Source organism: Rhodovulum sp. PH10 (assembly GCF_000293785.1).
Lineage (GTDB): Bacteria > Pseudomonadota > Alphaproteobacteria > Rhizobiales > Xanthobacteraceae > Rhodoplanes.
In genome coordinates this window covers 46,204-69,730 of record NZ_AKZI01000030.1, presented here as the reverse complement: position 1 = coordinate 69,730, position 23,527 = coordinate 46,204, and the positions used below count along the sequence as shown (strand labels likewise).

The 23,527-nt window shown below is 69.7% G+C and carries 24 protein-coding genes and 1 pseudogene; 10 read left to right on the top strand and 15 right to left on the bottom strand.

Features of this window, described 5'->3' with window-relative positions; translation table 11 throughout:
• Positions 1 to 86: 86 nt before the first annotated feature.
• From tolA to A33M_RS06075, 5 genes are all read right to left on the bottom strand, one after another.
• The gene (gene tolA / locus A33M_RS06095) at positions 87 to 1,166 is read right to left on the bottom strand and encodes a cell envelope integrity protein TolA (protein WP_008384703.1); all 1,080 of its coding nucleotides are present in this window, start codon (positions 1,164 to 1,166) and stop codon (positions 87 to 89) included.
• Complete coding sequence (gene tolR, locus A33M_RS06090) at positions 1,163 to 1,549, bottom strand: protein TolR (protein WP_237718288.1); 387 nt, start codon at positions 1,547 to 1,549, stop codon at positions 1,163 to 1,165. Before tolR ends, tolA begins: the two co-directional genes overlap by 4 nt.
• A gap of 251 nt (positions 1,550 to 1,800) precedes the next feature.
• The gene (gene tolQ, locus A33M_RS06085; protein WP_040619511.1) at positions 1,801 to 2,505 is read right to left on the bottom strand and encodes a protein TolQ; all 705 of its coding nucleotides are present in this window, start codon (positions 2,503 to 2,505) and stop codon (positions 1,801 to 1,803) included.
• 266 nt (positions 2,506 to 2,771) lie between these two features.
• Positions 2,772 to 4,247: a hypothetical protein gene (locus tag A33M_RS06080; protein ID WP_192814091.1), complete on the bottom strand. Its 1,476-nt coding sequence runs from the start codon at positions 4,245 to 4,247 to the stop codon at positions 2,772 to 2,774.
• A 513-nt stretch (positions 4,248 to 4,760) separates the two neighbouring features.
• Positions 4,761 to 6,701 carry a propionyl-CoA synthetase gene (locus A33M_RS06075; protein WP_040619509.1) on the bottom strand — a complete coding sequence of 647 codons (1,941 nt, stop codon included), beginning with the start codon at positions 6,699 to 6,701 and terminating at the stop codon, positions 4,761 to 4,763.
• 357 nt (positions 6,702 to 7,058) lie between these two features.
• Between A33M_RS06075 and A33M_RS06070 the strand changes: the two genes are divergently transcribed.
• The 4 genes from A33M_RS06070 to A33M_RS06055 all read left to right on the top strand — a co-directional run bounded on the left by A33M_RS06070 (position 7,059) and on the right by A33M_RS06055 (position 11,198).
• The gene (locus tag A33M_RS06070) at positions 7,059 to 7,841 is read left to right on the top strand and encodes a sulfite exporter TauE/SafE family protein (protein ID WP_040619551.1); all 783 of its coding nucleotides are present in this window, start codon (positions 7,059 to 7,061) and stop codon (positions 7,839 to 7,841) included.
• Positions 7,842 to 7,954: 113 nt separating this feature from the next.
• On the top strand, positions 7,955 to 9,595 hold the full coding sequence (locus tag A33M_RS06065; RefSeq protein WP_008384690.1) for an acyl-CoA synthetase: 1,641 nt from the start codon (positions 7,955 to 7,957) through the stop codon (positions 9,593 to 9,595).
• A gap of 229 nt (positions 9,596 to 9,824) precedes the next feature.
• A complete protein-coding gene (locus A33M_RS25215) occupies positions 9,825 to 10,604 on the top strand; it encodes a PadR family transcriptional regulator (protein ID WP_008384688.1) in 780 nt (259 codons plus the stop codon).
• 48 nt (positions 10,605 to 10,652) lie between these two features.
• The gene (locus A33M_RS06055; protein WP_008384686.1) at positions 10,653 to 11,198 is read left to right on the top strand and encodes a Fur family transcriptional regulator; all 546 of its coding nucleotides are present in this window, start codon (positions 10,653 to 10,655) and stop codon (positions 11,196 to 11,198) included.
• Positions 11,199 to 11,434: 236 nt separating this feature from the next.
• Here the strand turns inward: A33M_RS06055 and A33M_RS22795 are convergent, their stop codons facing one another.
• The gene (locus A33M_RS22795) at positions 11,435 to 11,611 is read right to left on the bottom strand and encodes a YdcH family protein (protein WP_083850333.1); all 177 of its coding nucleotides are present in this window, start codon (positions 11,609 to 11,611) and stop codon (positions 11,435 to 11,437) included.
• 252 nt (positions 11,612 to 11,863) lie between these two features.
• Here A33M_RS22795 and A33M_RS06050 point away from each other — a divergent pair, with 252 nt between their 5' ends.
• Positions 11,864 to 12,085 (top strand): YdcH family protein, encoded by a 222-nt coding sequence (locus A33M_RS06050; RefSeq protein ID WP_008384681.1) that lies wholly within the window; start codon positions 11,864 to 11,866, stop codon positions 12,083 to 12,085.
• A gap of 101 nt (positions 12,086 to 12,186) precedes the next feature.
• On the opposite strand, the gene A33M_RS24805 is transcribed toward A33M_RS06050, so the two are convergent.
• Positions 12,187 to 12,927, bottom strand: a complete 741-nt coding sequence (locus A33M_RS24805) for a GGDEF domain-containing protein (RefSeq protein WP_008384679.1) — start codon at positions 12,925 to 12,927, stop codon at positions 12,187 to 12,189.
• A gap of 238 nt (positions 12,928 to 13,165) precedes the next feature.
• Here A33M_RS24805 and purE point away from each other — a divergent pair, with 238 nt between their 5' ends.
• The 5 genes and pseudogenes from purE to A33M_RS06020 all read left to right on the top strand — a co-directional run bounded on the left by purE (position 13,166) and on the right by A33M_RS06020 (position 17,349).
• Positions 13,166 to 13,672 carry a 5-(carboxyamino)imidazole ribonucleotide mutase gene (gene purE / locus A33M_RS06040; RefSeq protein ID WP_008384676.1) on the top strand — a complete coding sequence of 169 codons (507 nt, stop codon included), beginning with the start codon at positions 13,166 to 13,168 and terminating at the stop codon, positions 13,670 to 13,672.
• Positions 13,669 to 14,757: a 5-(carboxyamino)imidazole ribonucleotide synthase gene (locus A33M_RS06035; RefSeq protein ID WP_008384673.1), complete on the top strand. Its 1,089-nt coding sequence runs from the start codon at positions 13,669 to 13,671 to the stop codon at positions 14,755 to 14,757. Before purE ends, A33M_RS06035 begins: the two co-directional genes overlap by 4 nt.
• Positions 14,758 to 14,916: 159 nt before the next feature.
• A complete protein-coding gene (locus A33M_RS06030) occupies positions 14,917 to 15,765 on the top strand; it encodes an NYN domain-containing protein (RefSeq protein WP_008384671.1) in 849 nt (282 codons plus the stop codon).
• A gap of 183 nt (positions 15,766 to 15,948) precedes the next feature.
• Positions 15,949 to 16,152 (top strand): annotated as a pseudogene (gene rpsU, locus A33M_RS06025) (30S ribosomal protein S21); the annotation flags it as partial.
• Positions 16,153 to 16,446: 294 nt separating this feature from the next.
• Positions 16,447 to 17,349, top strand: coding sequence for a tetratricopeptide repeat protein (locus A33M_RS06020; protein ID WP_157223357.1), 903 nt, complete (start codon positions 16,447 to 16,449; stop codon positions 17,347 to 17,349).
• A 52-nt stretch (positions 17,350 to 17,401) separates the two neighbouring features.
• Here A33M_RS06020 and A33M_RS06015 read toward each other — a convergent pair whose 3' ends face one another.
• From A33M_RS06015 to A33M_RS05980, 8 genes are all read right to left on the bottom strand, one after another.
• The gene (locus A33M_RS06015; protein WP_008384663.1) at positions 17,402 to 18,265 is read right to left on the bottom strand and encodes an alpha/beta hydrolase; all 864 of its coding nucleotides are present in this window, start codon (positions 18,263 to 18,265) and stop codon (positions 17,402 to 17,404) included.
• A gap of 82 nt (positions 18,266 to 18,347) precedes the next feature.
• Positions 18,348 to 18,608, bottom strand: a complete 261-nt coding sequence (locus tag A33M_RS22205; protein ID WP_157223356.1) for a DUF3551 domain-containing protein — start codon at positions 18,606 to 18,608, stop codon at positions 18,348 to 18,350.
• A gap of 168 nt (positions 18,609 to 18,776) precedes the next feature.
• Positions 18,777 to 19,073: a DUF3551 domain-containing protein gene (locus tag A33M_RS06005; RefSeq protein WP_008384659.1), complete on the bottom strand. Its 297-nt coding sequence runs from the start codon at positions 19,071 to 19,073 to the stop codon at positions 18,777 to 18,779.
• A gap of 292 nt (positions 19,074 to 19,365) precedes the next feature.
• Positions 19,366 to 20,766, bottom strand: a complete 1,401-nt coding sequence (locus tag A33M_RS06000; protein ID WP_008384654.1) for an NAD(P)(+) transhydrogenase (Re/Si-specific) subunit beta — start codon at positions 20,764 to 20,766, stop codon at positions 19,366 to 19,368.
• Positions 20,767 to 20,920: 154 nt separating this feature from the next.
• Entirely contained in the window at positions 20,921 to 21,241 is a 321-nt protein-coding gene (locus A33M_RS05995; RefSeq protein ID WP_008384652.1) for a proton-translocating transhydrogenase family protein, read from the bottom strand.
• 76 nt (positions 21,242 to 21,317) lie between these two features.
• Entirely contained in the window at positions 21,318 to 22,451 is a 1,134-nt protein-coding gene (locus A33M_RS05990) for a Re/Si-specific NAD(P)(+) transhydrogenase subunit alpha (RefSeq protein ID WP_008384651.1), read from the bottom strand.
• A gap of 70 nt (positions 22,452 to 22,521) precedes the next feature.
• Entirely contained in the window at positions 22,522 to 22,674 is a 153-nt protein-coding gene (locus A33M_RS05985) for an aa3-type cytochrome c oxidase subunit IV (protein ID WP_008384648.1), read from the bottom strand.
• A gap of 214 nt (positions 22,675 to 22,888) precedes the next feature.
• Positions 22,889 to 23,416 (bottom strand): gluconokinase, encoded by a 528-nt coding sequence (locus tag A33M_RS05980; protein WP_008384645.1) that lies wholly within the window; start codon positions 23,414 to 23,416, stop codon positions 22,889 to 22,891.
• Between the last annotated feature and the right edge of the window lie 111 nt (positions 23,417 to 23,527).

Below are 23,527 nucleotides of genomic sequence, written 5' to 3'. Positions count from 1 at the left end.
GAAGCCGGCACGGTCCGTCGCCCGAGGGCCGGGCGCGAGGATGCCGGCGTGCGATCGCCTTGCCATCGAAGGAACGCCGCGGCCTGTCAACCCCGATACATGTCGCGCGGGTCGAAGGTGACCTCGACGTCCTTCCAGATCTGGTACTTGGCGATCGGCAGCCGGTAGGGCTGGCAGCGCCGGATCGCGCGCAGCGCGCTCTCGGCGGCGACCTGGAAGTAGGGATGCGAGCCGCGGTTGAGCAACACCGGGTCGGCCTCGAGCGAGCCGTCCTGGCGCAGCATCAGGCGCACCTTGACGATCAGCTCGCTGCCTTCCATCGCGCCGGCCGGCGGGTTCCAGCAGGCCTGGATCTGCGCCCGGAGCGCGTCGATCTCGCTCTGGGTCAGCATGGCGGCGCGGCCGGTCGGCAGGCCGAGCGAGGCGGTCTGGTTCAGGGTGTCGCCGGTGGCGGCCTGGCGCTGGGCGTCGCGCTTGTCGAGCAGCGCGGCGATGCGGCTCGGGTCGAAGGTTTGCTGGCGCTCGCGCTCGGCGATCTCCTTGCGGCGCTCCTCCTCCTTGCGCTTCTTCTCCTCGGCCTTCTTGCGCTGCTCTTCCTTGCGCTTCTCCTCGGCCTTCTTCTGCTCGTCCTTCTTCTTCTGTTCTTCGGCCTGCTTCTTCTGCTCCTCGGCCTTCTTCAAGGCCTCGGCGATCGGGTCGGGCTTCGGATCCGCCTTGGGCTCGGGCTTGGTCTCGGCCTTGGCGGGCTCCGGCTTCTTCTCCTCGACCTTCTTCTCGTCGGGCTTCTTTTCCTCGGCCTTCGGCTTCTGCGGCTCGGACTTGGACTTCTCGGGCTTGGGGTCGGGCTTGCGCGGCTCGGGCGGCGGCGGCATCGGCTCGGCCGAGGCGGTCTTGATCTCGGGCTTCTTCTCGACGGTTTTCGTCAGCTCCTCGACCGGCTTGGTGTCGCCGAGCTTCTCGACGAGGGGCTTGGGCGCCTCGGTCTTCTTGGCGGAGCGCACGCCGGCGGTGATCTGCGAGAACTCGGCGTCCGACACCACGTCGACCGCCAGCGACTCCATCGGGGTCGCCTCCAGCGGCTTGATCACGAACGTGATCATGCCCCACAGGAGCAGCATCGCGTGACCGATCACCGAGACGGTCCAGGCGACCCGCGTCCGCCTCATGAGCCCTGCTCCACCTCGGTCACCAGCGCGACCCGGCGGAAGCCGGCGGCCGACAGCCGGCCCATCACCTTCATCACCGTGCCGTAGTCGACCTTGCGGTCGCCGCGCACATAGATGCGCTCCTCCATGCCGCCGCGCGCGGAGGTGACCGCGGTCAGCTTGGCGACCAGCTCCTCGATCGGGATCTCGCTGTTCTGGAGGAACACCTTGCCCTCGGTGTCGACCGAGACGGTGAGCGGCTCCTTGTCCTGGTCGAGGCTCTTGGCCTGGCTCTGCGGCAGGTCGATCGGCACGCCGACCGTGAGGAGCGGCGCCGACACCATGAAGATGATCAGCAGAACGAGCATCACGTCCACCATGGGCGTGACGTTGATGTCGCTCATGATGCGTTTGCGGCCTCGGCCTCGGCGCTTGCCGGAGGCGCCGCCTGCCATCATTCCCATGCGCCGGCTGTCCCCGTGCTGTCCTTTCGGTGGTCCGCCTCTTGCGAACCCTCACGCCCCGTTCCCCGCGGGACGTGCGAACCGATCGTGTCTCGTCCCGAGCCGTTTTCCGGCTCGTCTTCTGGTCGCCCGCCGTGTCCCCGTGGGTGTCCCCGTGGGTGTCCCCGTGGGTGTCCCGACGGGCGAGCCCGTCAGGCCCGCTCGTCGATCTGCCGCGACAGGATGGCGGAGAACTCGTCGGCGAAACCCTCGAGGCGGGCGGTGTGCTTGGCGACCTCGGAGGCGAACTTATTGTAGAAAATCGTCGCCGGTATGGCAGCCACGAGGCCGATCGCGGTCGCGAACAGGGCTTCCGCGATGCCCGGCGCCACCACCGCGAGCGAGGTGTTCTTCGAGGCGGCGATCGACTGGAACGAGTTCATGATGCCCCAGACGGTGCCGAACAGGCCGACGAACGGGCTCGCCGAGCCGACGGTGGCCAGCACCAGGAGGCGCTTCTCCAGCCGCTCCACCTCCCGCGAGATGGTGACGTCCATCACCTTCTCGATGCGCATCTGCAGGCCGGCGAAGGAGCGGCTCTGGCCTTCGAAGCTTCGCTTCCATTCGCGCATCGCGGCGACGAACAGGGCCGCCATCGAGTGGTTCGGCTTGGCGGCGAGCGCGCGGTAGAGCTCCTCCAGCGACTGGCCCGACCAGAACGCCTGCTCGAACTTGTTCATCGCCTGGGTGGTGCGGGAATAGAGCAGGAACTTGTCGATCGCGATCGCCCACACCCAGATCGAGCAGGCGATCAGCCCGCTCATCACCAGCTTGACGACCCAGTGGGCCTGCCAGAACAGGGTGAAGATCGAGAGGTCGGCCGAGGCGGCCACGCTCGGGATATCGGCAGGGTTCATGGCGTGCTTCCAAGGCTCCGGGCGACGGACGGGGGCTCTGCGTCGCGCCGTGAACCTGTCGCAGACGTGCGGGCCGGCAGGCGCGAGACACCCGGCCGACCGTCTCCACGGATGAGTTGCGAGCCGCCCCGTCCCCGGCCGACCGATTCCAGGCGAAACATGACGAAAAGAGGGCGTTTGCCCGGACGCATCGGCACAATAACGAGCCGCCCGCGGTTAATGCGGGGTAAATGCCGCGAAGTTTTGGCGGCTTCCAGGGTGCGCGGTCAGTCCGCGGGATCCGCCTCGCCGCCGCTGCCGGCACCGTCGCGACCGGTACCGTCGCGGCGCCGGGCCTGCACCATCGCCATGGCCGCCATCGCCACCACCAGGGTGGCGAGCCAGGCGACGCGGGCGCCGTAGCGGTCGTGCGGCCCGGAGATCGCCCCGCACACCACCGCATTGGCGAGGATCGCCAGCATCACCGAGGACGCGAGCAGCGCGAGTGGCGCGAGCGGTGCAGGCCGCCGGCGGACCACCGACCAGCCGATCAGCCCGACCGCGAGGATCATCGAGATCGCCGCGACCGGCCGGTGCAGCCGGTTGAGACGTGCAAAGTCGATCTCGCCGCGCTGCTGGCGGGCCGCGCGCATCGCCGGCACCATGCCCGGCAGGTAATGACCGATGATCCCGTAGGTGTGCCACAGGTCGTCGCCCATGCCCCAGCCGGTGCCGTTGGCGGCGAGCTGCTCGGCAGTCGCCTCGGCGGCCTTCTCCGCCTGCAGTCCCGGATAGGCCGCGAGGCTGCCGCGCACGATCGCCCGCATCTCGGCGGCCATCCCGTCGAACCGGCCGAGCCGGTCGAACATGCTGCCGCCCCAGAAGAACAGGTCGGCGGTGGCGGGCAGGTCGTGGCGATAGGGGCAGAGGGCGAAAACCTTTCGGCCGCAGGTGTCGTCGAGATAGCGGGCGACGATGCCGTCCTGCAGCATGCGGCCGAACGGGATGGCGTAGCCGCCGGGCGTCCAGGCGAGCCGATGGCCGAGCGCGAGATTGGTGGCGAGCAGCATGGCGGCGCCGACCAGGAGCGCCGCCGCGCCGCGCCCGATCGCCGCGAGCGGGGCGACCGGCCGGCGCACCAGGGTGGCGGCGAAGGCGGCGGCGACCAGCGCCAAAAGCACCGCGAGCGTGCCGGTGTGGCTCGCCGCCGCGAACGCCACCACCAAAAAGAGGCCGATCGTCTCCCCCCGCCGCAGCGCCGCCGGCCGCACCACGAGAAGATGCAGCGCCAGGACGCCGAGGCCGACGAAGACGTCGGTGAGGATGGCGCTGGTGAGCCAGGGCAGCGCGGTGGCGACCGCGAGCCCGCCGATCAGCGCCGCGCTGCGCCACGGCTTTCCGCCGAGCCCGAACACCCGCAGCGTGAGACCGACGACCCACACCGTGAGGGCGGACTGCACGACGATCACCGGCCAAAAATCCGGCCATTCGCCGAGATGCAGAAACAGGCCGAAGGTGGTCGAGCGGCTCGGCACCAGCCAGTCCTCGTACCATCGGGCGATGTAGCCGCCGCTGTCGTACTGCAGCAGCGGGAAGCGGTTCCACAGCGCCGGCAGCAGCAGGATCGTCACGGCGACCGCGGCCGCGGCGATCGCCCCCGCGCGGGCGACGAGGCGCGAGCGGGTGCCGTCACCGGACGGGGCGAGCGGGACGGGCGACGGCGGGGCGAGAACGCCGGCCGGGCTCGACGAGGGCTCTTGCATGGGCGGTCCATCCGAGGCGGGACGATCGGGGGCGTGCCGCCTCCCGGTCCGCCGGATTTCTCTTCGCAGGCGACCCGGTCCTCGGGTGGCCGCGATCGCGGTGCGGGACCGGAAGGCGGGTTCGCCCGCCGGCCGAACCGCGAGCACGGTGATCGTGCGGGGAGCCGGATCGTGCGAACGCGCCCGGCCGAAAGCAAGTTACGGACAATCCGAATGCCCGGTGCCGGACAGACGTCGCAGTCGACACGGCGCCCGATACCGTCGCCCATTCCGGCCCCGATACCACACGTTGCGAGCGCCATTCGGCCGGCCAGCGGCGACAGGCAACCGCCCGTGGCATTCTTTGTATGCCACCTCGCTTTGTATTCCATCTCGGCGCCCGCCGGTCCGGCCACGAAAAAACCCGCCGGGCTCTCCACCCGGCGGGCTCTTTGGCGAAGCGACGGCGCGCGGCGTTTGCGCACGCGCCCGATGCTGGTCGTGTGGCGCCCGCGTCCGGTACGAGTGCCCGGCTCAGGAGCCGATGCCGTGCTCCTTGAGGGCGAGATCGATCTCGTCGAGGGCGGCCGGGTCGTCGATGGTCGCCGGCATCGCCCAGGTCTCGTGGTCGGCGATCTTCTTCATCGTGCCGCGCAGGATCTTGCCCGAGCGCGTCTTCGGCAGGCGGTTGACGCAGATGGCGATCTTGAACGCCGCCACCGGGCCGATCTTGTCGCGCACCAGCTTGACGATCTCCTGCTCGATGTCGCTCGGCTTCTTGGAGACGCCCGCCTTGAGCACGGCGAAGCCGCACGGCACCTCGCCCTTGAGCGTGTCCTTGATGCCGATCACCGCGCATTCGGCGACGTCCGGATGGGAGGCCAGAACCTCCTCCATGCCGCCGGTCGACAGGCGATGCCCGGCGACGTTGATGATGTCGTCGGTGCGACCCATGATGTAGACGTAGCCGTCCTCGTCCTTGAAGCCGGCGTCGGCGGTCTTGTAGTAGCCCGGGAACTCGGTGAGGTAGCTCTCCTGGAAGCGGTCGTCCTGCTGCCACAGGGTCGGCAGGCAGGCCGGCGGCAGCGGCAGCTTGACGACGATCGAGCCCATCGTGTTGGCCGGCAGCTCGTGGCAGCCCTCGTCGACGATGTGGACGTCGTAGCCGGGCATCGGCACGGTCGGCGAGCCGGGCTTGATCGGCAGCATGCCGAGCCCGACCGGGTTGCCGGCGATCGCCCACGCCGTCTCGGTCTGCCACCAGTGATCGATCACCGGGCGGTCGAGGATGCGCTCGGCCCACATCACCGTGTCGGGGTCGGCGCGCTCGCCGGCGAGGAACAGCGTGCGCATGTGCGACACGTCGTAGTCCTTCAGGAGCTTCGCCTCCGGGTCCTCCTTCTTGATCGCCCGGAACGCGGTCGGCGCGGTGAACAGCACCGACGCCTTGTGCTCGGCGACCACCCGCCAGAACGCGCCGGCGTCCGGCGTGCCGACCGGCTTGCCCTCGTAGAGGATGGTCGTGCAGCCGTGCAGCAGCGGCGCATAGACGATGTAGGAGTGGCCGACCACCCAGCCGACGTCGGAGGCCGCCCAATAGACCTCGCCGGGATCGACCCCGTAGAGGTTCTTCATCGTCCATTTCAGCGCGACCATGTGGCCGCCATTGTCGCGCACCACGCCCTTCGGCTTGCCGGTCGTGCCGGAGGTGTAGAGGATGTAGAGCGGATCGGTGGCGAGGAGCTGGACGCAGTCGGCCGCCCGGCCCGACTTCAGCGCCTGCGCGCGAAGCACCGCCCAGTCGTGGTCGCGCCCGGCGGTCAGCTCGGCGGCGAGCTGCGGCCGCTGCAGCACCAGGCAGGCGCTCGGCTTCGATTGCGAGAAGGCGATCGCCGCGTCGAGCAGCGGCTTGTAGGGCACGATGCGGCCCGGCTCGATGCCGCAGCTCGCGGTGAGGATCACCTTGGGCTGGGCGTCGTCGATGCGGGTGGCGAGCTCCTTGGCGGCGAAGCCGCCGAACACGACCGAGTGGATCGCGCCGATGCGGGCGCAGGCATACATGGCGATCAGCGCTTCCGGCACCATCGGCATGTAGACGATCACCCGGTCGCCCTTGCCGACGCCGAAGTCGCGCAGGATGGCGGCGAGCGTGCGCACCTCCTGCAGGAGCTCGGAATAGGTGATGGTGCGCTTGGTGCCGGTGACCGGCGAGTCGTAGATCACGGCGGCCTGGTTGGCGCGGCCGTTCAGCACGTGGCGGTCGATCGCGTTGTAGCAGGTGTTGCAGACGCCGCCGACGAACCAGCGGCCATAGACCCCGGCGTCGGGGTCGAACACCTTGTGCGGCTTCTCGAACCAGTCGATCGCCTCGGCCGCGGCGCCCCAAAATCCTTCCGGATCTGTTCTGGAGCGCTCGAACTCCTCGTAATAGCGGCTGCCGCTCGCGGCCGGTCCGCCGTGGGAGACGGAGTCCATTTGTAGTGCGGGTGTCGTCACGGGCATTTCCTCCTGTCGGCGCGACCGCCTTCGTTCGCCCTCTTTGCGGGTCGTCGCGGACGACGGTCGCCTCGTGCCATCCCGGGGGGCTTTGCCTCGATTGTGCAGCACTCGCGGCGGTTTGCAAGTCCTGGGCGAGTCATTCTTTGGTCGCCGATGGCCCGTTTCGCGGGAATTTGCGCGGCTTTTCACGGCTCGCTGCGAGCGGCCTCGCGCCGCTCGAGAGCGGCCGACGGCGGCCGAACCTCCACCGAAGGCGGCGGAGCCATGCTCGGGCGGCGGTGGCGCCCGCGGCGCCGATCGGCTCCAATGGCGCGCTTCGAACACTCCTCGCGAATGCCCGTCCCGCCCGTGCCCTTCACCGTCATCGACGATCCGGTCTTCTATCTGCTCGCCGTGCCGGCGGTGATCGTCATCGGCCTCGCCAAGGGCGGCTTCGTCGGCGTCGGGGTGATGGCGACGCCGTTGCTCGCGCTCTATGCGCCGCCGCTCGAGGCGGCCGCGGTGCTGCTGCCGATCAGTATGGTGCAGGACGCCGTGTCGATCTGGATCTATCGGCGCGACTGGGACGGCTGGAACCTCGCGGTGCTGATCCCCGGCGGCACGGTCGGCGTCGGCATCGCCTGGGCGATCGCCGCCTACGTCCCGGATGCCGCGGTGCGGCTGACCATCGGCATCATCGGGCTCGGCTTCGTCGCCAGCGTGTGGCTCGGCAAGCCGCGCGAGACGGTGAAGGCGCCGTCCGCCGCCGCCGGCCTGTTCTGGGGCGCGGTCACGGGCTTCACCTCGACCCTGTCGCAGGGCGGCGGGCCGCCGTTCCAGGTGTTCGTGCTGCCGCAGAGGCTGCCCAAGCTGGTGCTGGCCGGCACCGCGACGATCTTCTTCGCCAGCATCAACGCGATGAAGGTCGTGCCCTATGTCGCGCTCGGCCAGTTCAGCCCGCAAGGGCTCGGCACCACGGTGGCGCTGCTGCCGCTCGCGGTGGTGTCGAGCTTCGCCGGCGTCTGGCTGGTGCGGCGCATCCCGACCGAGCTGTTCTATCGGATCAGCTACCTGCTCCTGTTCCTGCTCTCGCTCGCGCTCCTGTGGCAGGGCGGCCGGGCGCTGTGGCCGGCCTGACCTCACGCGCTCTCGCTCGGCCGGGAAGCCTGTGCGCGACTCCACCGCCAGTTGGAGTGTGCTCGCGGCTCCGCTAACGTGTCGGGAACTTCGTCTCGGGAGGAGCGACTGCGATGACCTCGGCCATCTACGACATCGATCTCGACAAGAACCCGGCGAACCACCGGCCGCTCACGCCGCTCGTCTTCCTGGAGCGTGCCGCGCGGGTGTTTCCCGACCGGGTGGCGATCGTTCACGGCCCGCTGCGCCGCACCTATCGCGATTTTCACGCACGCGCGAAAAAGCTCGCCTCGGCGCTCGCCAAGCGCGGGATCGGCCGCGGCGACACCGTGGCGGTGATGCTCGCCAACACCCCGGCGATGCTCGAATGCCACTACGGCGTGCCGATGGCTGGCGCCGTGCTCAACACCCTCAACACCCGGCTCGATGCCGCGATCATCGCCTTCTCGCTCGACCACGGCGAGGCCAAGGTGGTGATCACCGACCGCGAGTTCGCCAAGGTGATGGGGCCGGCGCTCGACAAGGCCGCCGTGAAGCCGCTGGTGATCGACTACGACGACCCGGAGTTTTCCGGCGAGGGCGAGCGCCTCGGCGATCTCGACTACGAGGCGTTCTTGGCCGAGGGCGACGAGAGTTTTGCGCGAAGGCTCGAGATCGACGAGTGGGACGCGATCTCGCTCAACTACACCTCCGGCACCACCGGCAACCCGAAGGGCGTCGTCTATCACCACCGCGGCGCCTGGCTCACCGCGATGAGCAACGTGGTGAACTGCGCGATGGGCAAGCACCCGGTCTATCTGTGGACGCTGCCGATGTTCCACTGCAACGGCTGGTGCTTTCCGTGGTCGATCTCGATCGTCGCCGGCACCCATGTCTGCCTGCGCCAGGTGCGCGCCAAGACGATGTACGAGCTGATGGCGGCGCACGGCGTCACCCATCTGTGCGGCGCGCCGATCGTGATGGCGACGCTGCTCAACGCCGCGCCGGCCGACCGCAAGCCGCTCGACGGGGTGGTGCAGTTCTTCACCGCCGCCGCGCCGCCGCCGGAATCGGTGCTGGTGGCGATGAAGGAGGCGGGCTTCGAGGTGACCCATCTCTATGGCCTCACCGAAACCTACGGCCCGTCCGCCATCAACGACTGGCACCGCGAATGGGACGACCTGTCGGCCGCCGAGCAGGGCATCATGAAGGCGCGCCAGGGCGTGCCCTACACCTGCCTCGACGACCTCGCGGTGAAGGACGCGGCGACCATGGAGGACGTGCCGGCCGACGGGCAAACGCTCGGCGAGGTGATGTTCCGCGGCAATGTGGTGATGCGCGGCTATCTGAAGAACAAGAAGGCGACCGACGACGCCTTTGCCGGCGGCTGGTTCCACTCGGGCGATCTCGGGGTGATGCACCCGGACGGCTACATCCAGCTGAAGGACCGCGCCAAGGACATCATCATCTCGGGCGGCGAGAACATCTCCTCGATCGAGGTCGAGGACGCGCTCTACAAGCACCCGGCGGTGCAGGCGGTGGCGGTGGTGGCAAAGCCCGACGAGAAGTGGGGCGAGACGCCGTGCGCCTTCGTCGAGCTGCGCGAGGGCCAGCAGGCGAGCGAGGAGGACTTGCTCGACTGGTGCCGCGAGCACCTCGCCCGCTTCAAGTGCCCGCGCCAGGTGATCTTCACCGAGATCCCGAAGACCTCCACCGGGAAAATCCAAAAATACAAGCTGCGCGAGATGGCGAAGGAGATGGCCGCGGCAGTGTGACCGCAGCGGTGTGACGCCCGCGGAGAGACCACGGCGGAGCGACCCCGGGGCGCCCTCCGGCTCGTGTCTCGTCGGCTCCGGCCGGTCGCCGTTCGCGCCCGGCCGGGTTTCGGGATTTTGCACGGGACTCCGGGGAAGAGGGGGCTGCGGAGACAGTCATAAAATATATCTTGCGCTATGTCGCTCTTCGTCCTATCTGGAGATATATCTTCAGACGGAGAACGAACCCATGTTCGGACGATTTCACGGACTTCCCGACGAGCGCGGCGGCCGGCACGGTCGCGGCGGCGGCTGCGGCCCGGCGGGTGGCCCCCCGTTCGGCGGCCGCGGCTTTTTCGGTGCCGGCCGGTTCGGCGGCGGACCCCAGGGCGGCCCGGAGGGTGGCCCCGAGGGCGGTCGGCAGTTCGGCGGGCGCGGCGCCTTCGGCGGCGGCTTTTTCGGCGGTGGCCGCTTCGGCGACGGCCCCGAGGGCGGCCATCGCGGCATGCGCGGCGGCCACGGCGGCCCGTTCGGCCGGCTCGGCCGGATGCTGGGGCAGGGCGACCTGCGGCTTCTGGCGCTCGCGCTGATCGCCGAGCAGCCGCGCCACGGCTACGAGATCATCAAGCTGTTCGAGGAGAAGACCGAGGGGTGGTATGCGCCGAGCCCCGGAATGGTGTATCCGACCCTGACCTACCTCGAAGAGGTCGGTCACGTGACCGGCCAGACCGAAGGGAGCCGCAAGCTCTACACCATCACCGACGAGGGCCGGGCGCATCTCGCCGACAACCGCGAGCTGGTCGAGGCGATGATGGCGCGGCTCGCTGCGGTCGGCGAGAAGGCGAAGGCGTGGCGCCGCCGGGCCGAGGGCGACCAGGGCCCGAGCGTCTCGCGGCTGGTCGATGCGGCGATCGCCAATCTGCGCGACGTCGCGGCCGAGCGGTTTCGCGCCGATCCCGCGGCCGAGCCGCAGATCGTCGAGGTTTTGGCGAACGCCGCCTCGCAGCTGCGCCGGCCGGACCAACAATGATGCCGTCGATACCCGCGAGCGGATCGCGGAAGAGGACCGACCAGGATCATGACGCGATCGTGTGACGCCCTGCATCCCGCCGCGCACGAGGGCGCAGCGCCCGACACGCCGAGCCGGGAGGCCGCCACCGCGGCCCTCGTCGCCCGGATCGAGGCGCGCTGCGCCGCCCGCGGCGTGCGGATGACCGGCCAGCGGCGGGTGATCGCCCGCCTTCTGGCCGAGGCCGAGGACCACCCGGACGTCGAGCAGGTGTGGCGGCGCTGCGCCGAGATCGACCGGCGAATCTCGATCGCCACGGTCTATCGCACCGTGCGGCTCCTGGCCGAGGCCGGGGTGATCGACCGCCACAATTTCCACGACGGCCGTACCCGCTACGACATGCCGCGCGAGCGGCACGACCATCTGATCGACCGCAAGACCGGCCGGGTGGTCGATTTCACCTCGGAGGAGATGGAGCGGCTGCAGGCGGCGCTGGCGAAGAAGCTCGGCTACCGGCTGGTCGCCTATCGGCTCGAGCTCTATGGCGAGCCGTTGTCGTCCAAGAGCGAGGGCCGCGGCGCGGAGACGTCACGCCCGTCCGCGCCGGTCGAATGAGCGATTCGCGCGCCGCGGGAGAGCGCGGAAGAGGGCAGGAAGCGGGAATGTAAAAGGGGGGCGGAGAAAACCGAGCGGGTGGCTGTTCGCGGGCGGTTGTCGCCGGGGCGCTGTCGGCGAGGCGCGGTTGCCGAATCGTGGTCGCCGGAGGCCGCCGCTCCCACGCAGAACCGCCGACCTCGTTCCCGAGAGCCGGCGGATCTGCAAGATACAGCAGATTGTTGAGGGATCCCGATCTAGTGGACGCTGCACTTCTGTTGCATGCGGACGATCTCGTCCTTCAGCTGCAACTTGCGACGCTTCAACTCGGCGAGGTGGAGATCGTCGACCGATGGATGTTGGAGGGCCTCCGAGAGTTCCTGCTCCAACATCCGGTGCCGGTTTTCGAGGTCATCAAGCGAGAGCGTGGCCATATGGCGATTCTCCTCATGTCAGATTGTTGCCTGACGATGACAGTCTGCCACGCGTGTGCGCACGAGTCGACCGGGTTCGATTGTGCAGTGCAGCGTGCGCTACCGAATCGTTACGCCCGGACCCCCTGCCACGCTTGAAAAATTTCGCTGCGGGGCGATACAGTGCGGCGAGAGGCCGCGATCCATCTCATCCCGGCAGGATCGGACCGTCACCTCGCGTGCCGGTCCCAGGAACGTGCACGACCAGCGTCCATGATCAACGATGGTGCCAACGACGGTGACGGCGAGGATTTCGGCTCCGAGCTGGCGCGCCTCCGCCAGGAGCATCGCGATCTCGACGCCGCGATCGCCGCCCTCGAAGGCGCCCCCGGCGCCGACAAGCTGCAGGTCCAGCGGCTGAAGAAGCGCAAGCTCTGGCTGAAGGATCGCATCTCCTTCATCGAGGACCAGATCACTCCCGACATCATCGCCTGACGGGCTCGCCCGGCGGACTTTTCCGCGAGAGATCCGGCGACGGCTCGGTGCACCGGGCGCGGCGTCGTGTTCGGAAAAAAGACGGTACGCTGTGCGGCGCGTCAAAATGGCTCGGCGGCCGGGGTGGCGGGCGTGCCGCCATGGCCGTGGCGGGTGCGCTTGCGCCGGTACATCGCGGCATCCGCCGCGGCGAGTGCCGCGGCCGGGTCGCCGTCGTCGAGCGGGGCGATGCCGGCGGAGGCGCCGACACGCAACGTCGATCCTTCCCGAACCACCGTCGTCTCGGTGATTCGGCGCTCCAAACGCTCCGCCTTGGCGGCGGCGTCGGCGTCGCTCAGGTTCCACAGGAGCACCGCGAACTCGTCGCCGCCGAGCCGCGCCACTGCGTCGGAGACGCGCACCGCCGCCGTCAGGGTCGCCGCCACCGCCTGCAGCACCGCGTCGCCGGCGGCGTGCCCGAACGCGTCGTTGATCGGCTTGAAGTCGTCGAGATCGAGATAGACCAGCACCAGCCGGCCGCCGTACCGCTGCACGTGAGACACCGCGCGTGCGAGCTCGCCGGCAAAACCGCGGCGGTTCAAGAGGCCGGTCAGGGGGTCGCGCTCGGCATGCGCCTCCAGCTCGGCGACCCGCGCCGCCATCGCCGCGAGCTCGGCCTCGAGCCGGGCCACCTCGCGCGCGAGCTTGCCCGGCACCGACTGCGTCTTCCGCCGGGCGCCGTTCCGGTGCGGCGGCTCGGTCGCCGGGTCCGGCGCGGCACGGGTCGGCGGCGACGGCTGCGGCACGGCTGCGGGCCGCAGGGCGGGCGAGACGGTGCGCGGATCGGTGGTCTTGCTCGGCATGGCTCGCTCGGGCACCCGACGAAAGGCGGCTCGATCTGTCGAGGTCTCTAAGGTGATTCGCCGTGGCGCGGCGACTTTTTCGCGAATCCGCCCGGCGCGCCGCGCGGCCGAGCAGCCGGGTGGAACTCGGGTGGAAAAGGCCCGGTGCTCGCTTGCCTCGCCGCCGGCGGCTCCTATAATCCGCGCCTTCCGCGAGCGCCCGCCCGCGGCCGCATCCATTCCCGCTTCGAGAGCCGACATGTCCGCGACGCCGGTGGCGATCATCATGGGCAGCCAGTCCGACTGGGCCACCATGAAGCACACCGCCGAGACGCTCGATGCGCTCGGCATCGCCTATGCCACCCGGATCGTCTCGGCGCACCGCACGCCGGAGCGGCTTTACGCGTTTGCCAAGGGCGCGGCCGGCGAGGGCTTTCGGGTGATCGTCGCCGGCGCCGGCGGCGCCGCCCATCTGCCGGGCATGACCGCCGCGCTCACCGCGCTGCCGGTGCTCGGCGTGCCGGTCGAGTCGAAGGCGCTGTCCGGCGTCGATTCGCTCTATTCCATCGTCCAGATGCCGCCCGGCATCCCGGTCGGGACCTTGGCGATCGGCCGGGCCGGGGCCATCAACGCCGCGCTGCTCGCCGCGAGCATCTTGGCGCTCGCCGATCCGGCGCTCGCCGAGCGGCTCGCCGCGTGGCGCGCCCGCCAGACCGCGGCGGTCGCCGAAATCCCGGTGGTCGAGGTGCCGGAGGAGACAGCGTGATCGTTCCGCCGCGTCCGCTCGAAGCGGACGCCGTCATCGGCATCTTGGGCGGTGGTCAGCTCGGCCGCATGATCGCGCTCGCCGCCGCCCGGCTCGGCTTCAAGTGCCACGTGCTGTGTCCCGATCCGCGCTCCTGCGCGTTCGACGTGGTGCACCGCGTGAGCGAGGCCGACTACACCGACAAGGTCGCCCTCGACCGCTTCGCCGAGGACGTCGACGTCGTCACCTACGAGTTCGAGAACGTCCCGGCCGAGACCGCGACCTTCCTCTCGGCCCGGGTGCCGGTGCTGCCCGATCCGCGGGTGCTCGCCACCACCCAGGACCGCTTGGCGGAGAAGCGCTTCGTGGAAAGCCTCGGGATCGCCACCGCGCCGCATGCGGCGGTCGACGGGCCGGACGACCTCGAGGCGGCGCTCGCCGCGCTCGGCCGGCCGGCGGTGCTGAAGACCCGGCGGTTCGGCTACGACGGCAAGGGCCAAAGGATTCTTCGCGAGGGCGACGACCCGCACGCCGCCTGGAGCGACATCGGCGAGCAGCCGGCGATCCTCGAGGCGTTCGTGCCGTTCGAGCGCGAGGTGTCGGTGATCGCCGCGCGCGGCCTCGACGGCACCGTCCAGGTCTACGACATCGCCGAGAACGAGCACCGCGACCATATTCTGAAGGTCTCGCGGGTACCGGCGGCGGTGCCGGACGCGATCGCCGAGGAGGCGCGCGCGATCGCCGGAAAGATCGCCGAGGCGTTCGATTACGTGGGCGTGCTGGGGGTCGAGATGTTCGTGGTGCCGGGCGCCGCCCGCCCGGTGCTGGTCAACGAGATCGCGCCGCGGGTCCACAATTCCGGCCACTGGACGCTCGACGGCGCGTCGGTGTCGCAGTTCGAGCAGCACGTGCGGGCGATCGCCGGCTGGCCGCTCGGCGTGCCGGTGCGCCACGGCCGGGTCGAGATGCACAACCTGATCGGCGACGAGATTTTGGACCATCGCGCCTGGCTCACGGTGCCCGGCGCCACGGTCCATCTCTACGGCAAGGCGACGGTGCGTCCCGGCCGCAAGATGGGGCACGTCACCCGCGTGCTGCCGGAGTGACCGACTCCTTGCGGTTGTCCGCTTCGTACCGTATATAATCCATACCCCGCTGCATTCCGCTATGTTCACTCGGAAGCGGCGGGCCTATCGAGGGCCCCCGCGGGGGCCCTTTCTATTTTCTGTTCGCAGGCTGTTTTTATTTCTTTTCAGGAGCGTGACTTGAAGCGGGTCGCCGTGTTCGTCGATGCCGGTTACCTGTTCGCGCAGGGCTCGGTCGCATTGACGGGAGCCGGTCGGCCGAGAGCGTCGTTGGCTCTGGACGGTTCCGCCGTCGTCGCCCGGCTCGCCGAGACCGCGGGGCAGAAGGCCGGCGGCTGCGAGCTGCTCCGAATCTATTGGTACGACGGCGCGAGCTTTCGCGGCCCGACCATCGAGCAGGAGCTCTTGGCCGGGCTCGACGACGTCAAGCTGCGGCTCGGGATGTTGAACAGCGCCGGCGAGCAAAAGGGCGTCGACTCGCTCATCGTCACCGATCTCATCGAGCTGGCGCGCCTCGGGGCGATCTGCGATGCGGTGCTGCTGTCGGGCGACGAGGATGTCCGGGTCGGGGTGCAGATCGCTCAGAACTACGGCGTCCGCGTCCATCTCCTCGGTATCGCGCCGGCACGCGGGTCGCAGTCCAAGGCCTTGCGTCAGGAGGCCGACACCACGGCGGAATGGGACGAGGCCGTCGTCTCCACGTTTCTGTCGGTCCGGTCGAGCCTGGACTCGGCCGTCGATACCGTCGTGACGAGCGCGGCAGCGCGCTCCGACGTGGTGGATCCATCGACCGAGCCGCGGGCCATCATCGAGGCGGTGGCGCAGTCCTTGGCGGCGGCGTTGGACGGTGCCGAGGTCGCGGGCATCGTCTCGTTCTGGACGACCGCGCGCGGTGTGCCGGCGGAACTCGACGGAAAGCTGCTGGCGTCGTGCCGTACGGCTTTGGGGCGTGTCCTGACCCGCCCCGAATGCCGTCTTGCGCGCGACCGGTTTTCGGCGGCGGTGCGGGGCAGGCACGGGAATCCGTGATCGCCCGCCGCCCGTCGCGACGTTTTGATGCGCCTTTTGCCGCCGAAACGGCCGGAACGCCCTTCCGATGATGGACTTCTCCTCCTGGGTCTGCTAAACGCCCGCCACTCGGGAGCCCGCGCGGTCTCGGATCGCGAGCGGGCGGCCCGCCCCATCACCGGACAATTTTCGAGAGGAACCTTCGTGCAGGTACTCGTTCGCGACAACAACGTCGACCAGGCCCTGAAGGCGCTCAAGAAGAAGATGCAACGCGAGGGCATCTTCCGCGAGATGAAGCTGCGCGGCCATTACGAGAAGCCCTCCGAGCGCAAGGCGCGGGAGAAGGCCGAGGCGATCCGCCGCGCTCGCAAGCTCGCCCGCAAGCGCGCCCAGCGCGAGGGTCTGATTCCCGGCAAGCCGAAGCCCGCCGTGCGCGCCGGCGCGCGTGGTCCGGGTGGTGGCATGCGCAGCGCCGCGCCGCGCTGATCTCCTGTCGCGGCGCCTCTCCGCGGTGATCCGACCGCGGCGATCGGGGCCGTTCGGCCTCCGGTCCCGTTTTCCCAAAGCCTCGTCCCGCGACGGGATCGTCGCGTCGCCGCAAGATCGCCGCTTTCGTCCCCGACCCAGGGTGCCTCACCCGGGTTCACGGGGACCCCGACCGGTCGCGCCGACGGCGTGGCGGGATGCGGCAGCGAGGATGGCATGATCGGACGGAGGGACGTTCCAGGCTTCGTCGGCGCAGGCCGCGTCCGCCGGAGCCGGGTCGTCACGGTCGCCGCACTGGTGGCGGCCGCCATGGTGCTCGCCTCCTGCGAGACCATGATGAACATGCCGACCGCCGGTCCCGGCGACGACAGCGCCTCGGCCGCTTCGCCCGCCAACCTCTCCTCGCTCACCGCGGTCCTGGCGAAGAACCCGAACGATCCGCAGGCCTACAACATGCGCGGATCGGTGCTCGGCCAGGCCGGGCGCTACAAGGAGGCGCTGGCCGACTTCGACCGCGCCATCACGCTCGATCCCCGCTACGCCCAGGCCTATGCCAATCGCGGCCTCGTCTACCGCCAGATGGGCCAGATCGAGCCGGCGCTCGCCGATTACGACCGGGCGCTCGAGATCGACCCGAGCTATGCGGTCGCCCATGTCGGCCGCGGCATGGTGCACCGGGCGAAGGGCGACCTCCTGGCGGCGCTGCAGGACTTCAACAAGGCGATCCAGATCCGCCCCGACAACGCCCAGGCCTACTACAATCGCGGGCTGCTCTATCAGAGCCAGCGGCAATACCAGTACGCGATCGACGATTTCTCGACCGCGATCGGCCTGTCGCAGCAGCAGGCGGAGCCCTATGTCGCGCGCGCGCTGACCTATCTCGCGATCGGCGACACCAAGGCGGCAGCCGACGACCTCGACGACGCGGTTCAGATGGAGCCGGAAAACATCCAGGCCTGGACCAGCCGCGGGCTCGCCTACGAGCGCCAGAACGACCGCGAGAAGGCCGCCGGCTCCTATGCCAAGGCCTTGGCTCTGCGCAAGGATTTCCAGCCGGCGATCGACGGTTTTCGGCGCGTCGGCGGCGAGCTCGGCCGCACCTACACGACCTTCAACTGAGCGTTTGTAACTGAGCTTTTGCCACCGAGCGTTTGCCGTTCGGCTTTCGCCGTCACTCGGCCGCCGTCGCCCGGTCCGCTGGTGGCGCGGAGGGGTCCGTGGGCGTGCCGGACAGCGCCTCGACCGGGGTCGCCAGAAAATCCCGCACCGCGTCGCTGGCGCCGTGCGGGTCGAGCTTGTCGTGGCCGCCGTCCGGAAAGCGGACGAACCGCTTGGGCGCCGGGATCGCGGAAAACAACCGCTCGGCCTGGGAGATCGGCACCAGCCCGTCCTTCGCCCCGTGCATCACCAGGGTCGGCACGGTGATTGCGCCGGCGCGATCGATCGAGCGGAACTGGTCCTTCATCAAGAGGCCGATCGGGATCAGCGGATAGCTGCGCTGCCCGACATCGGCCGTCGAGGTGAACGCCGCCTCCAGCACCAGCCGGCCGACCGGATGCTCGCCGACCAGCCGCACCGCGACGCCGGTGCCGAGCGATTCGCCCCACACCACGATGTTTTCCGGCGGATAGCGAGCGGCGGTGAAGGCCCACGCGGCCTCCGCGTCGCGTGCGAGGCCGTCCTCGGTCGGCGTGCCCGACGAGCCGCCGAACCCCCGATAGGTCGGCGCGACCAGCCCGAACCCGTCGGCCAACAGGCCGGCGAAGCGGTCGGCGCGCTGGCGCAAGGTGCCGCCATTGCCGTGCAGATAGAGCAGCACCGGCCGGCCGTCGCGCGGCGGCACGTGCCAGGCGACGATGCGCTCGCCGTCGGCGGTGTCGAGAAAGACCTCGTCGGCCTGCGGCAGCCCCGCCTCGGCCGGGGGCGTGCGGCGCGGATCGCGCGTATACATCAGGCTGCGCTGCGCGACATACATCGCCGCCACCACGCCGCCATAGAGCGCGACGCCGCCGATCGCCACGACCAGCACGGTCATGCGGGCGACCCGGCGGGCGCCGGGCGGGCGGAGGGGCGATGCGGGGCCATGCGGGGGTGGTGCGGCCGAAGGGGAGGGCGGGTCAGCGGTCGCGGCTTCGGCGCGCCCGCTTCTGCGGGGGCGGCGGCGCGGCGGTGTAGAACGGGTTCTCGTAGCAGTAGCCGCCATTGCCGAGCAGCGCCTGCCGGCATTGCCACTCCTCGCTGTAATAGCAGTTGGTCATGCCGCCGAAGGTGTTGATGAAGGCGCACCACGGATAGACCGGATAGGCATCGGCCGGGCGGACCGGCAGCACCGCCGCACAGAGGGCGACCGCACCCGCGGCCAGGCTCACAGCACGCACAAGGGCCTCCTCGTCTCGCTGTCGCAGCCGCCATCATAGTGCGATTTCCCCGCCGCGGGGAGCGTTTCGCTGAAGACCCCGCGCTGGCGTGAACGATCGGTGACCCGCGTCGCCGACATCGGGTGCCGGCGACGCGCTCGGCCGTGACGGGGGCGCCGGAACGGGCGCTCAGCGGTCGCCGCGATGGCGGCGGCGCGGCTGGCCGTCGTAATAGCCGTCGCCCTGGCGGCCGGCGCCATAGGCCATGAACGGGTTGCGGTAGCAGGTGCCGCCATTGCCGCTGATCGCCTGCTGGCACTGCCACAGATTGGCGAAGTAGCAGTTGGTGCCGCCGCCGGTACGGCCGGCATATTCGGCGCACCACGGATAGATCGGGCCGGTCTGGGCGCGGGCCGGGCCGACGTCGAGCGCGGCGAGGGCCGCAAGAGCCGCCAATGCCGCCAAAGCGGGCAGGGCCGAGCGCATGGAGAAACCTCCGTGTCTGCCGGCGGACGGAACGCCGCCGGTCGTCATGCTCTTAGAAGCCGGAGTCGGGCGAAAGGTTCGCGCAAGCCCGCACGCAACGATGTCGTGCAGGCGCTGGCGCTCAGCATCGGCGGCCGGGCGAGGATGGGCCGGCGGTGCGGGCGAGGCGATGGTCGCGCCACGGCGCGGTGGGGAGCGGCCCGGCGAGCGGGCAAAAAGAAAGGCACGGCCCGCGGGGGCCGTGCCTCGAAGCCTGGAGGTCGCCGGCCGTGGCCGGCGACGAGACGCGGGCTCAGTCGAGCGCCTTGACGACCGCCTCGGTCATCTTCTTGGCGTCGCCCAGCAGCATCATCGTGTTGTCCCGATAGAACAGCGGGTTGTCGATGCCGGCATAGCCCGAGGCGAGCGAGCGCTTGGAGAACATCACGGTGCCCGCCTTCCACACCTGGAGGACCGGCATGCCGTAGATCGGCGAGGACGGATCCTCCTCGGCGGCCGGGTTGGTGACGTCGTTGGCGCCGATCACGAAGGCGACGTCCGCCTGGGCGAACTCCGAATTGATGTCCTCGAGCTCGAACACCTCGTCGTAGGGCACGTTGGCCTCGGCGAGCAGCACGTTCATGTGGCCGGGCATGCGGCCGGCGACCGGGTGAATGGCGTACTTCACCTCGACGCCCTCCGCCTTCAGCTTGTCGGCCATCTCGCGCAGCGCGTGCTGCGCCTGGGCGACCGCCATGCCGTAGCCGGGGACGATGATCACCTTGCCGGCGTTCTTCATGATGAAGGCGGCGTCGTCGGCCGAGCCGAGCTTGACCGGGCGCTGCTCCTGCTCGCCGGCACCGCCGCCGGCCACCTCGCCGCCGAAGCCGCCGAGAATGACCGAGACGAACGAGCGGTTCATGCCCTTGCACATGATGTAGGACAGGATCGCGCCCGACGAGCCGACCAGCGCGCCGGTGATGATCAGCGCCGAGTTGCCGAGCGTGAAGCCGATGCCGGCGGCCGCCCATCCCGAATAGGAGTTCAGCATCGAGATGACGACCGGCATGTCGGCGCCGCCGATCGGGATGATGATCAGCACGCCGAACAGGAACGCCGCGAGCGTCAGCAGCCAGAAGGCGGCGTAGCTCTCGGTGTGGGTGAACCACCAGATCAGCGCGACGATGCCGGCGAACAGCAGGATGTTGATGACGTGGCGGCCGGGCAGCATGATCGGCTTGCCGCTCATCCGTCCCGACAGCTTGGAGAAGGCGATCACCGAGCCGGTGAAGGTCATCGCGCCGATCGCCACGCCGAGCGACATCTCGATCAGGCTGGCGCCGTGGATCGCGCCGGGCACGCCGATGCCGAACGCCTCCGGGGCGTAGAGCGCGCCGGCGGCGACCAGCACCGCGGCCATGCCGACCAGCGAGTGGAAGGCGGCGACCAGCTCGGGCATCGCGGTCATCGGCACCTTGCGGGCGATGTAGGCGCCGACGCCGCCGCCGATCGCCAGGCCGAGGATCACCAGGATCCAGCCGCCGATGCCGGCCGGCTCGTGCGAGGCGAGCGTCGTCACCACCGCGATCAGCATGCCGACCATGCCGAAGTAATTGCCGCGCCGGCTCGACTCGGGGCTGGAGAGCCCGCGTAGAGCCAGGATGAACAGCACTCCTGCCACAAGATACAGGAGCGCGGCGAGATCAGCGTTCATGTCACATCGTCCTCATTGAGCCGCAGCGTCTCCGCCGTCGCCGCACGCGGCGGATCGGCCGGAATGAGGGGAGTGCACGGAAGCTCGATGCGGCGAATCCGGCCCCCCTCGCCCGGATCCGTCGGCTGAACCTGCAGGGCGGCAGTCGCCGCGCTCACTTCTTCTTCTTGGTGTACATCGCCAGCATGCGCTGGGTGACCAGGAAGCCGCCGAAGATGTTCACCGAGGCGAAGATCAGCGCAATGAAGCCGAGCAGGCGCGCGAAGATCGGGCTGCCGTCGCCGACCGTGTCGACGCCGACCGCGAGCAGGGCGCCCACCACGATCACCGACGAGATCGCGTTGGTCACCGACATCAGCGGCGTGTGCAGCGCCGGCGTCACCGACCACACCACGTAGTAGCCGACGAACACCGCCAGCACGAAGATCGACAGCCGAAAGATGAAGGGGTCGATCGCCCCGGCCATATGCTCCATCACAAGCTCTCCCAGAAACGAGCAGTCGCCTCTCCCGGGCGGCAGAGGCGCGGTTCGGTTGACACCGCCGGCGGCCTCAGGCCGCCGTCTTCGGTGCGAAGTTCGGGTGGACCACCGCGCCGTCGCGGGTGAGCGCCGTCGCCTTCAGGATGTCGTCGTCCCAGTTGAGCGCGAGCTCCTTGGTCTTCTTGTCGACCAGGATCTCGAGGAACGTGGTGAGGTTCTTGGCATAGAGGCCGGAGGCCGAGGCGGCGAGCCGGCCCGCCACGTTGAGATGGCCGACGATCTTGACGCCGTTCACCTCGGCGACCTCGCCGGGCACCGCGCCTTCGACATTGCCGCCGCGCTCGACCGCCAGATCGACCAGCACCGAGCCGGGCTTCATCGAGGCGACCATCTCGGCCGAGATCAGCTTCGGCGCCGGGCGGCCGGGGATCAGCGCGGTGGTGACCACGATGTCCTGCTTCTTGACGTGATCGGCGACCAGGGCCGCCTGCTTCGCCTGATACTCCTTGGACATCTCCTTGGCGTAGCCGCCGGCGGTCTCGGCCTGCTTGAACTCGTCGTCCATCACCGCGATGAACTTCGCACCGAGCGATTCCACCTGCTCCTTGGCGGCCGGGCGGACGTCGGTGGCGGTGACGATGGCGCCCAGCCGGCGGGCGGTGGCGATCGCCTGCAGGCCGGCGACGCCGGCGCCCATCACGAACACCTTGGCGGCCGGCACCGTGCCGGCGGCGGTCATCATCATCGGCAGCGCGCGGCCGTACTCGGCGGCGCCGTCGATCACCGCGCGGTAGCCGGCGAGGTTCGCCTGGCTCGACAGCACGTCCATCGACTGGGCGCGGGTGATGCGCGGCATCAGCTCCATCGCGAAGGCGGTGACGCCGGCCTTGGCCATCGCCTCGAGCGCGGCCTGGTGGCCGTACGGGTCCATGATGGCGATGACGATCGCGCCCTTCTTGTAGGAGGTCAGCTCCATCTCGTTGGGGCGGCGGACCTTCAGCACGACGTCGGCGTCGCGCGCGGCGTCACGGGTGACGGTGGCGCCGGCGGCCTCGTAGTCGGCGTCGAGGATGCCCGACTTCACGCCCGCTCCCGGCTCGACCGCGACGTCGGCGCCGAGCGCCTTCATCTTCTTCACGGTCTCCGGCGTTCCGGCGACCCGCGGTTCGGCAGCGTCGGCCTCGGCACAAATCGCGATCTTCATGGTGTCTCCTGCACAGGCGTGACCGGACGGACGCGGCGGACCGTTGCCGACGGTGCCGTCCGCGGCGTTCTCAGACCAGGAACAGAGCCATCAGAGCGAGCACCAGGGCGACCGACAGGGTGGCCCATTTGACGAGCCGAACGAAGCGGCGATAGGTCGCCTCGTGCTGCGCCACGTCGTTGCCCGATGCGGTCTCGACCACCACGGTGGCGTGTTCGGCCATCGCGTCCTCCGGCTTTTCGAGTATCCTCGCGCGACTTACCGCAATTGGGCCGATCGGGCAATGGAGTGCGGTTTATCGGATCTCCAGACGTCTCTCTGACGGCCTGCCATGCGTTCGGGTCAAGCATCCGATCCGTGCGCCTGGCGACAAAATCACGCAGCCGGAACGGAGATCGAACGAACGCGCGAAACCGCGATCGCCGCTCGCGTCTCGCTCACCGGTCGTCGTCTTCTGCTGCACTGCGAGACGGGTGGAGACGGCAGAGGGCGAGCCGCCGAAAAATCTCGTCGACGATCACGTCGGGCGGCGGGGCGACGTCGATCACGATCGCGTCGTCAGGCACCTCGAGCGTCGCCAGCTGGCTGGCGAGCAGGCTCGGCGCGAAGAAGTGACCGACCCGTCCGGCGAGCCGCGTCGCCAGCAGCGCGGCGGAGCCGGTCAGCAGGACGAACACCGCCTCGCCGCGCGGCGCCAGCCGCTCGCGATACGACGCCGCGAGCGCCGAGCAGGCGATCACCCGGTCCTCGCCGGCCGCTTCGAACCCGACCATCGCCGCGTGTATCGCATCGAGCCACGGACGGCGGTCGGCGTCGGTCAGGGGGATGCCGGCGCGCATCTTCTCGATATTGGCGGCCGGGTGAAAATCGTCGGCGTCGGAGAAGCCGCAGCCGAGCCGGGCGGCGAGCAGCCGGCCGACGGTGGTCTTGCCGCTGCCGGAGACGCCCATCACGACGACGATCATGCGGGCTCTTCTCGTGGCTCGGGATGGCTTTTCGGAGATCGCTCGTTTCTGAGCCCGGTGCTCGACACCGGTTCTCGGCGCCCGGTTCTCGGAGCTCGGTGCTCGAAACGG

Coding starts and splice junctions, on each gene's coding strand:
- tolA (WP_008384703.1), bottom strand. CDS start 1,166: ATGAGGCGGACGCGGGTCGCCTGGACCGTCTCGGTGATCGGTCACGCG.
- tolR (WP_237718288.1), bottom strand. CDS start 1,549: ATGAGCGACATCAACGTCACGCCCATGGTGGACGTGATGCTCGTTCTG.
- tolQ (WP_040619511.1), bottom strand. CDS start 2,505: ATGAACCCTGCCGATATCCCGAGCGTGGCCGCCTCGGCCGACCTCTCG.
- A33M_RS06080 (WP_192814091.1), bottom strand. CDS start 4,247: ATGCAAGAGCCCTCGTCGAGCCCGGCCGGCGTTCTCGCCCCGCCGTCG.
- A33M_RS06075 (WP_040619509.1), bottom strand. CDS start 6,701: ATGGACTCCGTCTCCCACGGCGGACCGGCCGCGAGCGGCAGCCGCTAT.
- A33M_RS06070 (WP_040619551.1), top strand. CDS start 7,059: ATGCCCGTCCCGCCCGTGCCCTTCACCGTCATCGACGATCCGGTCTTC.
- A33M_RS06065 (WP_008384690.1), top strand. CDS start 7,955: ATGACCTCGGCCATCTACGACATCGATCTCGACAAGAACCCGGCGAAC.
- A33M_RS25215 (WP_008384688.1), top strand. CDS start 9,825: ATGTTCGGACGATTTCACGGACTTCCCGACGAGCGCGGCGGCCGGCAC.
- A33M_RS06055 (WP_008384686.1), top strand. CDS start 10,653: ATGACGCGATCGTGTGACGCCCTGCATCCCGCCGCGCACGAGGGCGCA.
- A33M_RS22795 (WP_083850333.1), bottom strand. CDS start 11,611: ATGGCCACGCTCTCGCTTGATGACCTCGAAAACCGGCACCGGATGTTG.
- A33M_RS06050 (WP_008384681.1), top strand. CDS start 11,864: ATGATCAACGATGGTGCCAACGACGGTGACGGCGAGGATTTCGGCTCC.
- A33M_RS24805 (WP_008384679.1), bottom strand. CDS start 12,927: ATGCCGAGCAAGACCACCGATCCGCGCACCGTCTCGCCCGCCCTGCGG.
- purE (WP_008384676.1), top strand. CDS start 13,166: ATGTCCGCGACGCCGGTGGCGATCATCATGGGCAGCCAGTCCGACTGG.
- A33M_RS06020 (WP_157223357.1), top strand. CDS start 16,447: ATGATCGGACGGAGGGACGTTCCAGGCTTCGTCGGCGCAGGCCGCGTC.
- A33M_RS06015 (WP_008384663.1), bottom strand. CDS start 18,265: ATGACCGTGCTGGTCGTGGCGATCGGCGGCGTCGCGCTCTATGGCGGC.
- A33M_RS06005 (WP_008384659.1), bottom strand. CDS start 19,073: ATGCGCTCGGCCCTGCCCGCTTTGGCGGCATTGGCGGCTCTTGCGGCC.
- A33M_RS06000 (WP_008384654.1), bottom strand. CDS start 20,766: ATGAACGCTGATCTCGCCGCGCTCCTGTATCTTGTGGCAGGAGTGCTG.
- A33M_RS05995 (WP_008384652.1), bottom strand. CDS start 21,241: ATGGAGCATATGGCCGGGGCGATCGACCCCTTCATCTTTCGGCTGTCG.
- A33M_RS05990 (WP_008384651.1), bottom strand. CDS start 22,451: ATGAAGATCGCGATTTGTGCCGAGGCCGACGCTGCCGAACCGCGGGTC.
- A33M_RS05985 (WP_008384648.1), bottom strand. CDS start 22,674: ATGGCCGAACACGCCACCGTGGTGGTCGAGACCGCATCGGGCAACGAC.
- A33M_RS05980 (WP_008384645.1), bottom strand. CDS start 23,416: ATGATCGTCGTCGTGATGGGCGTCTCCGGCAGCGGCAAGACCACCGTC.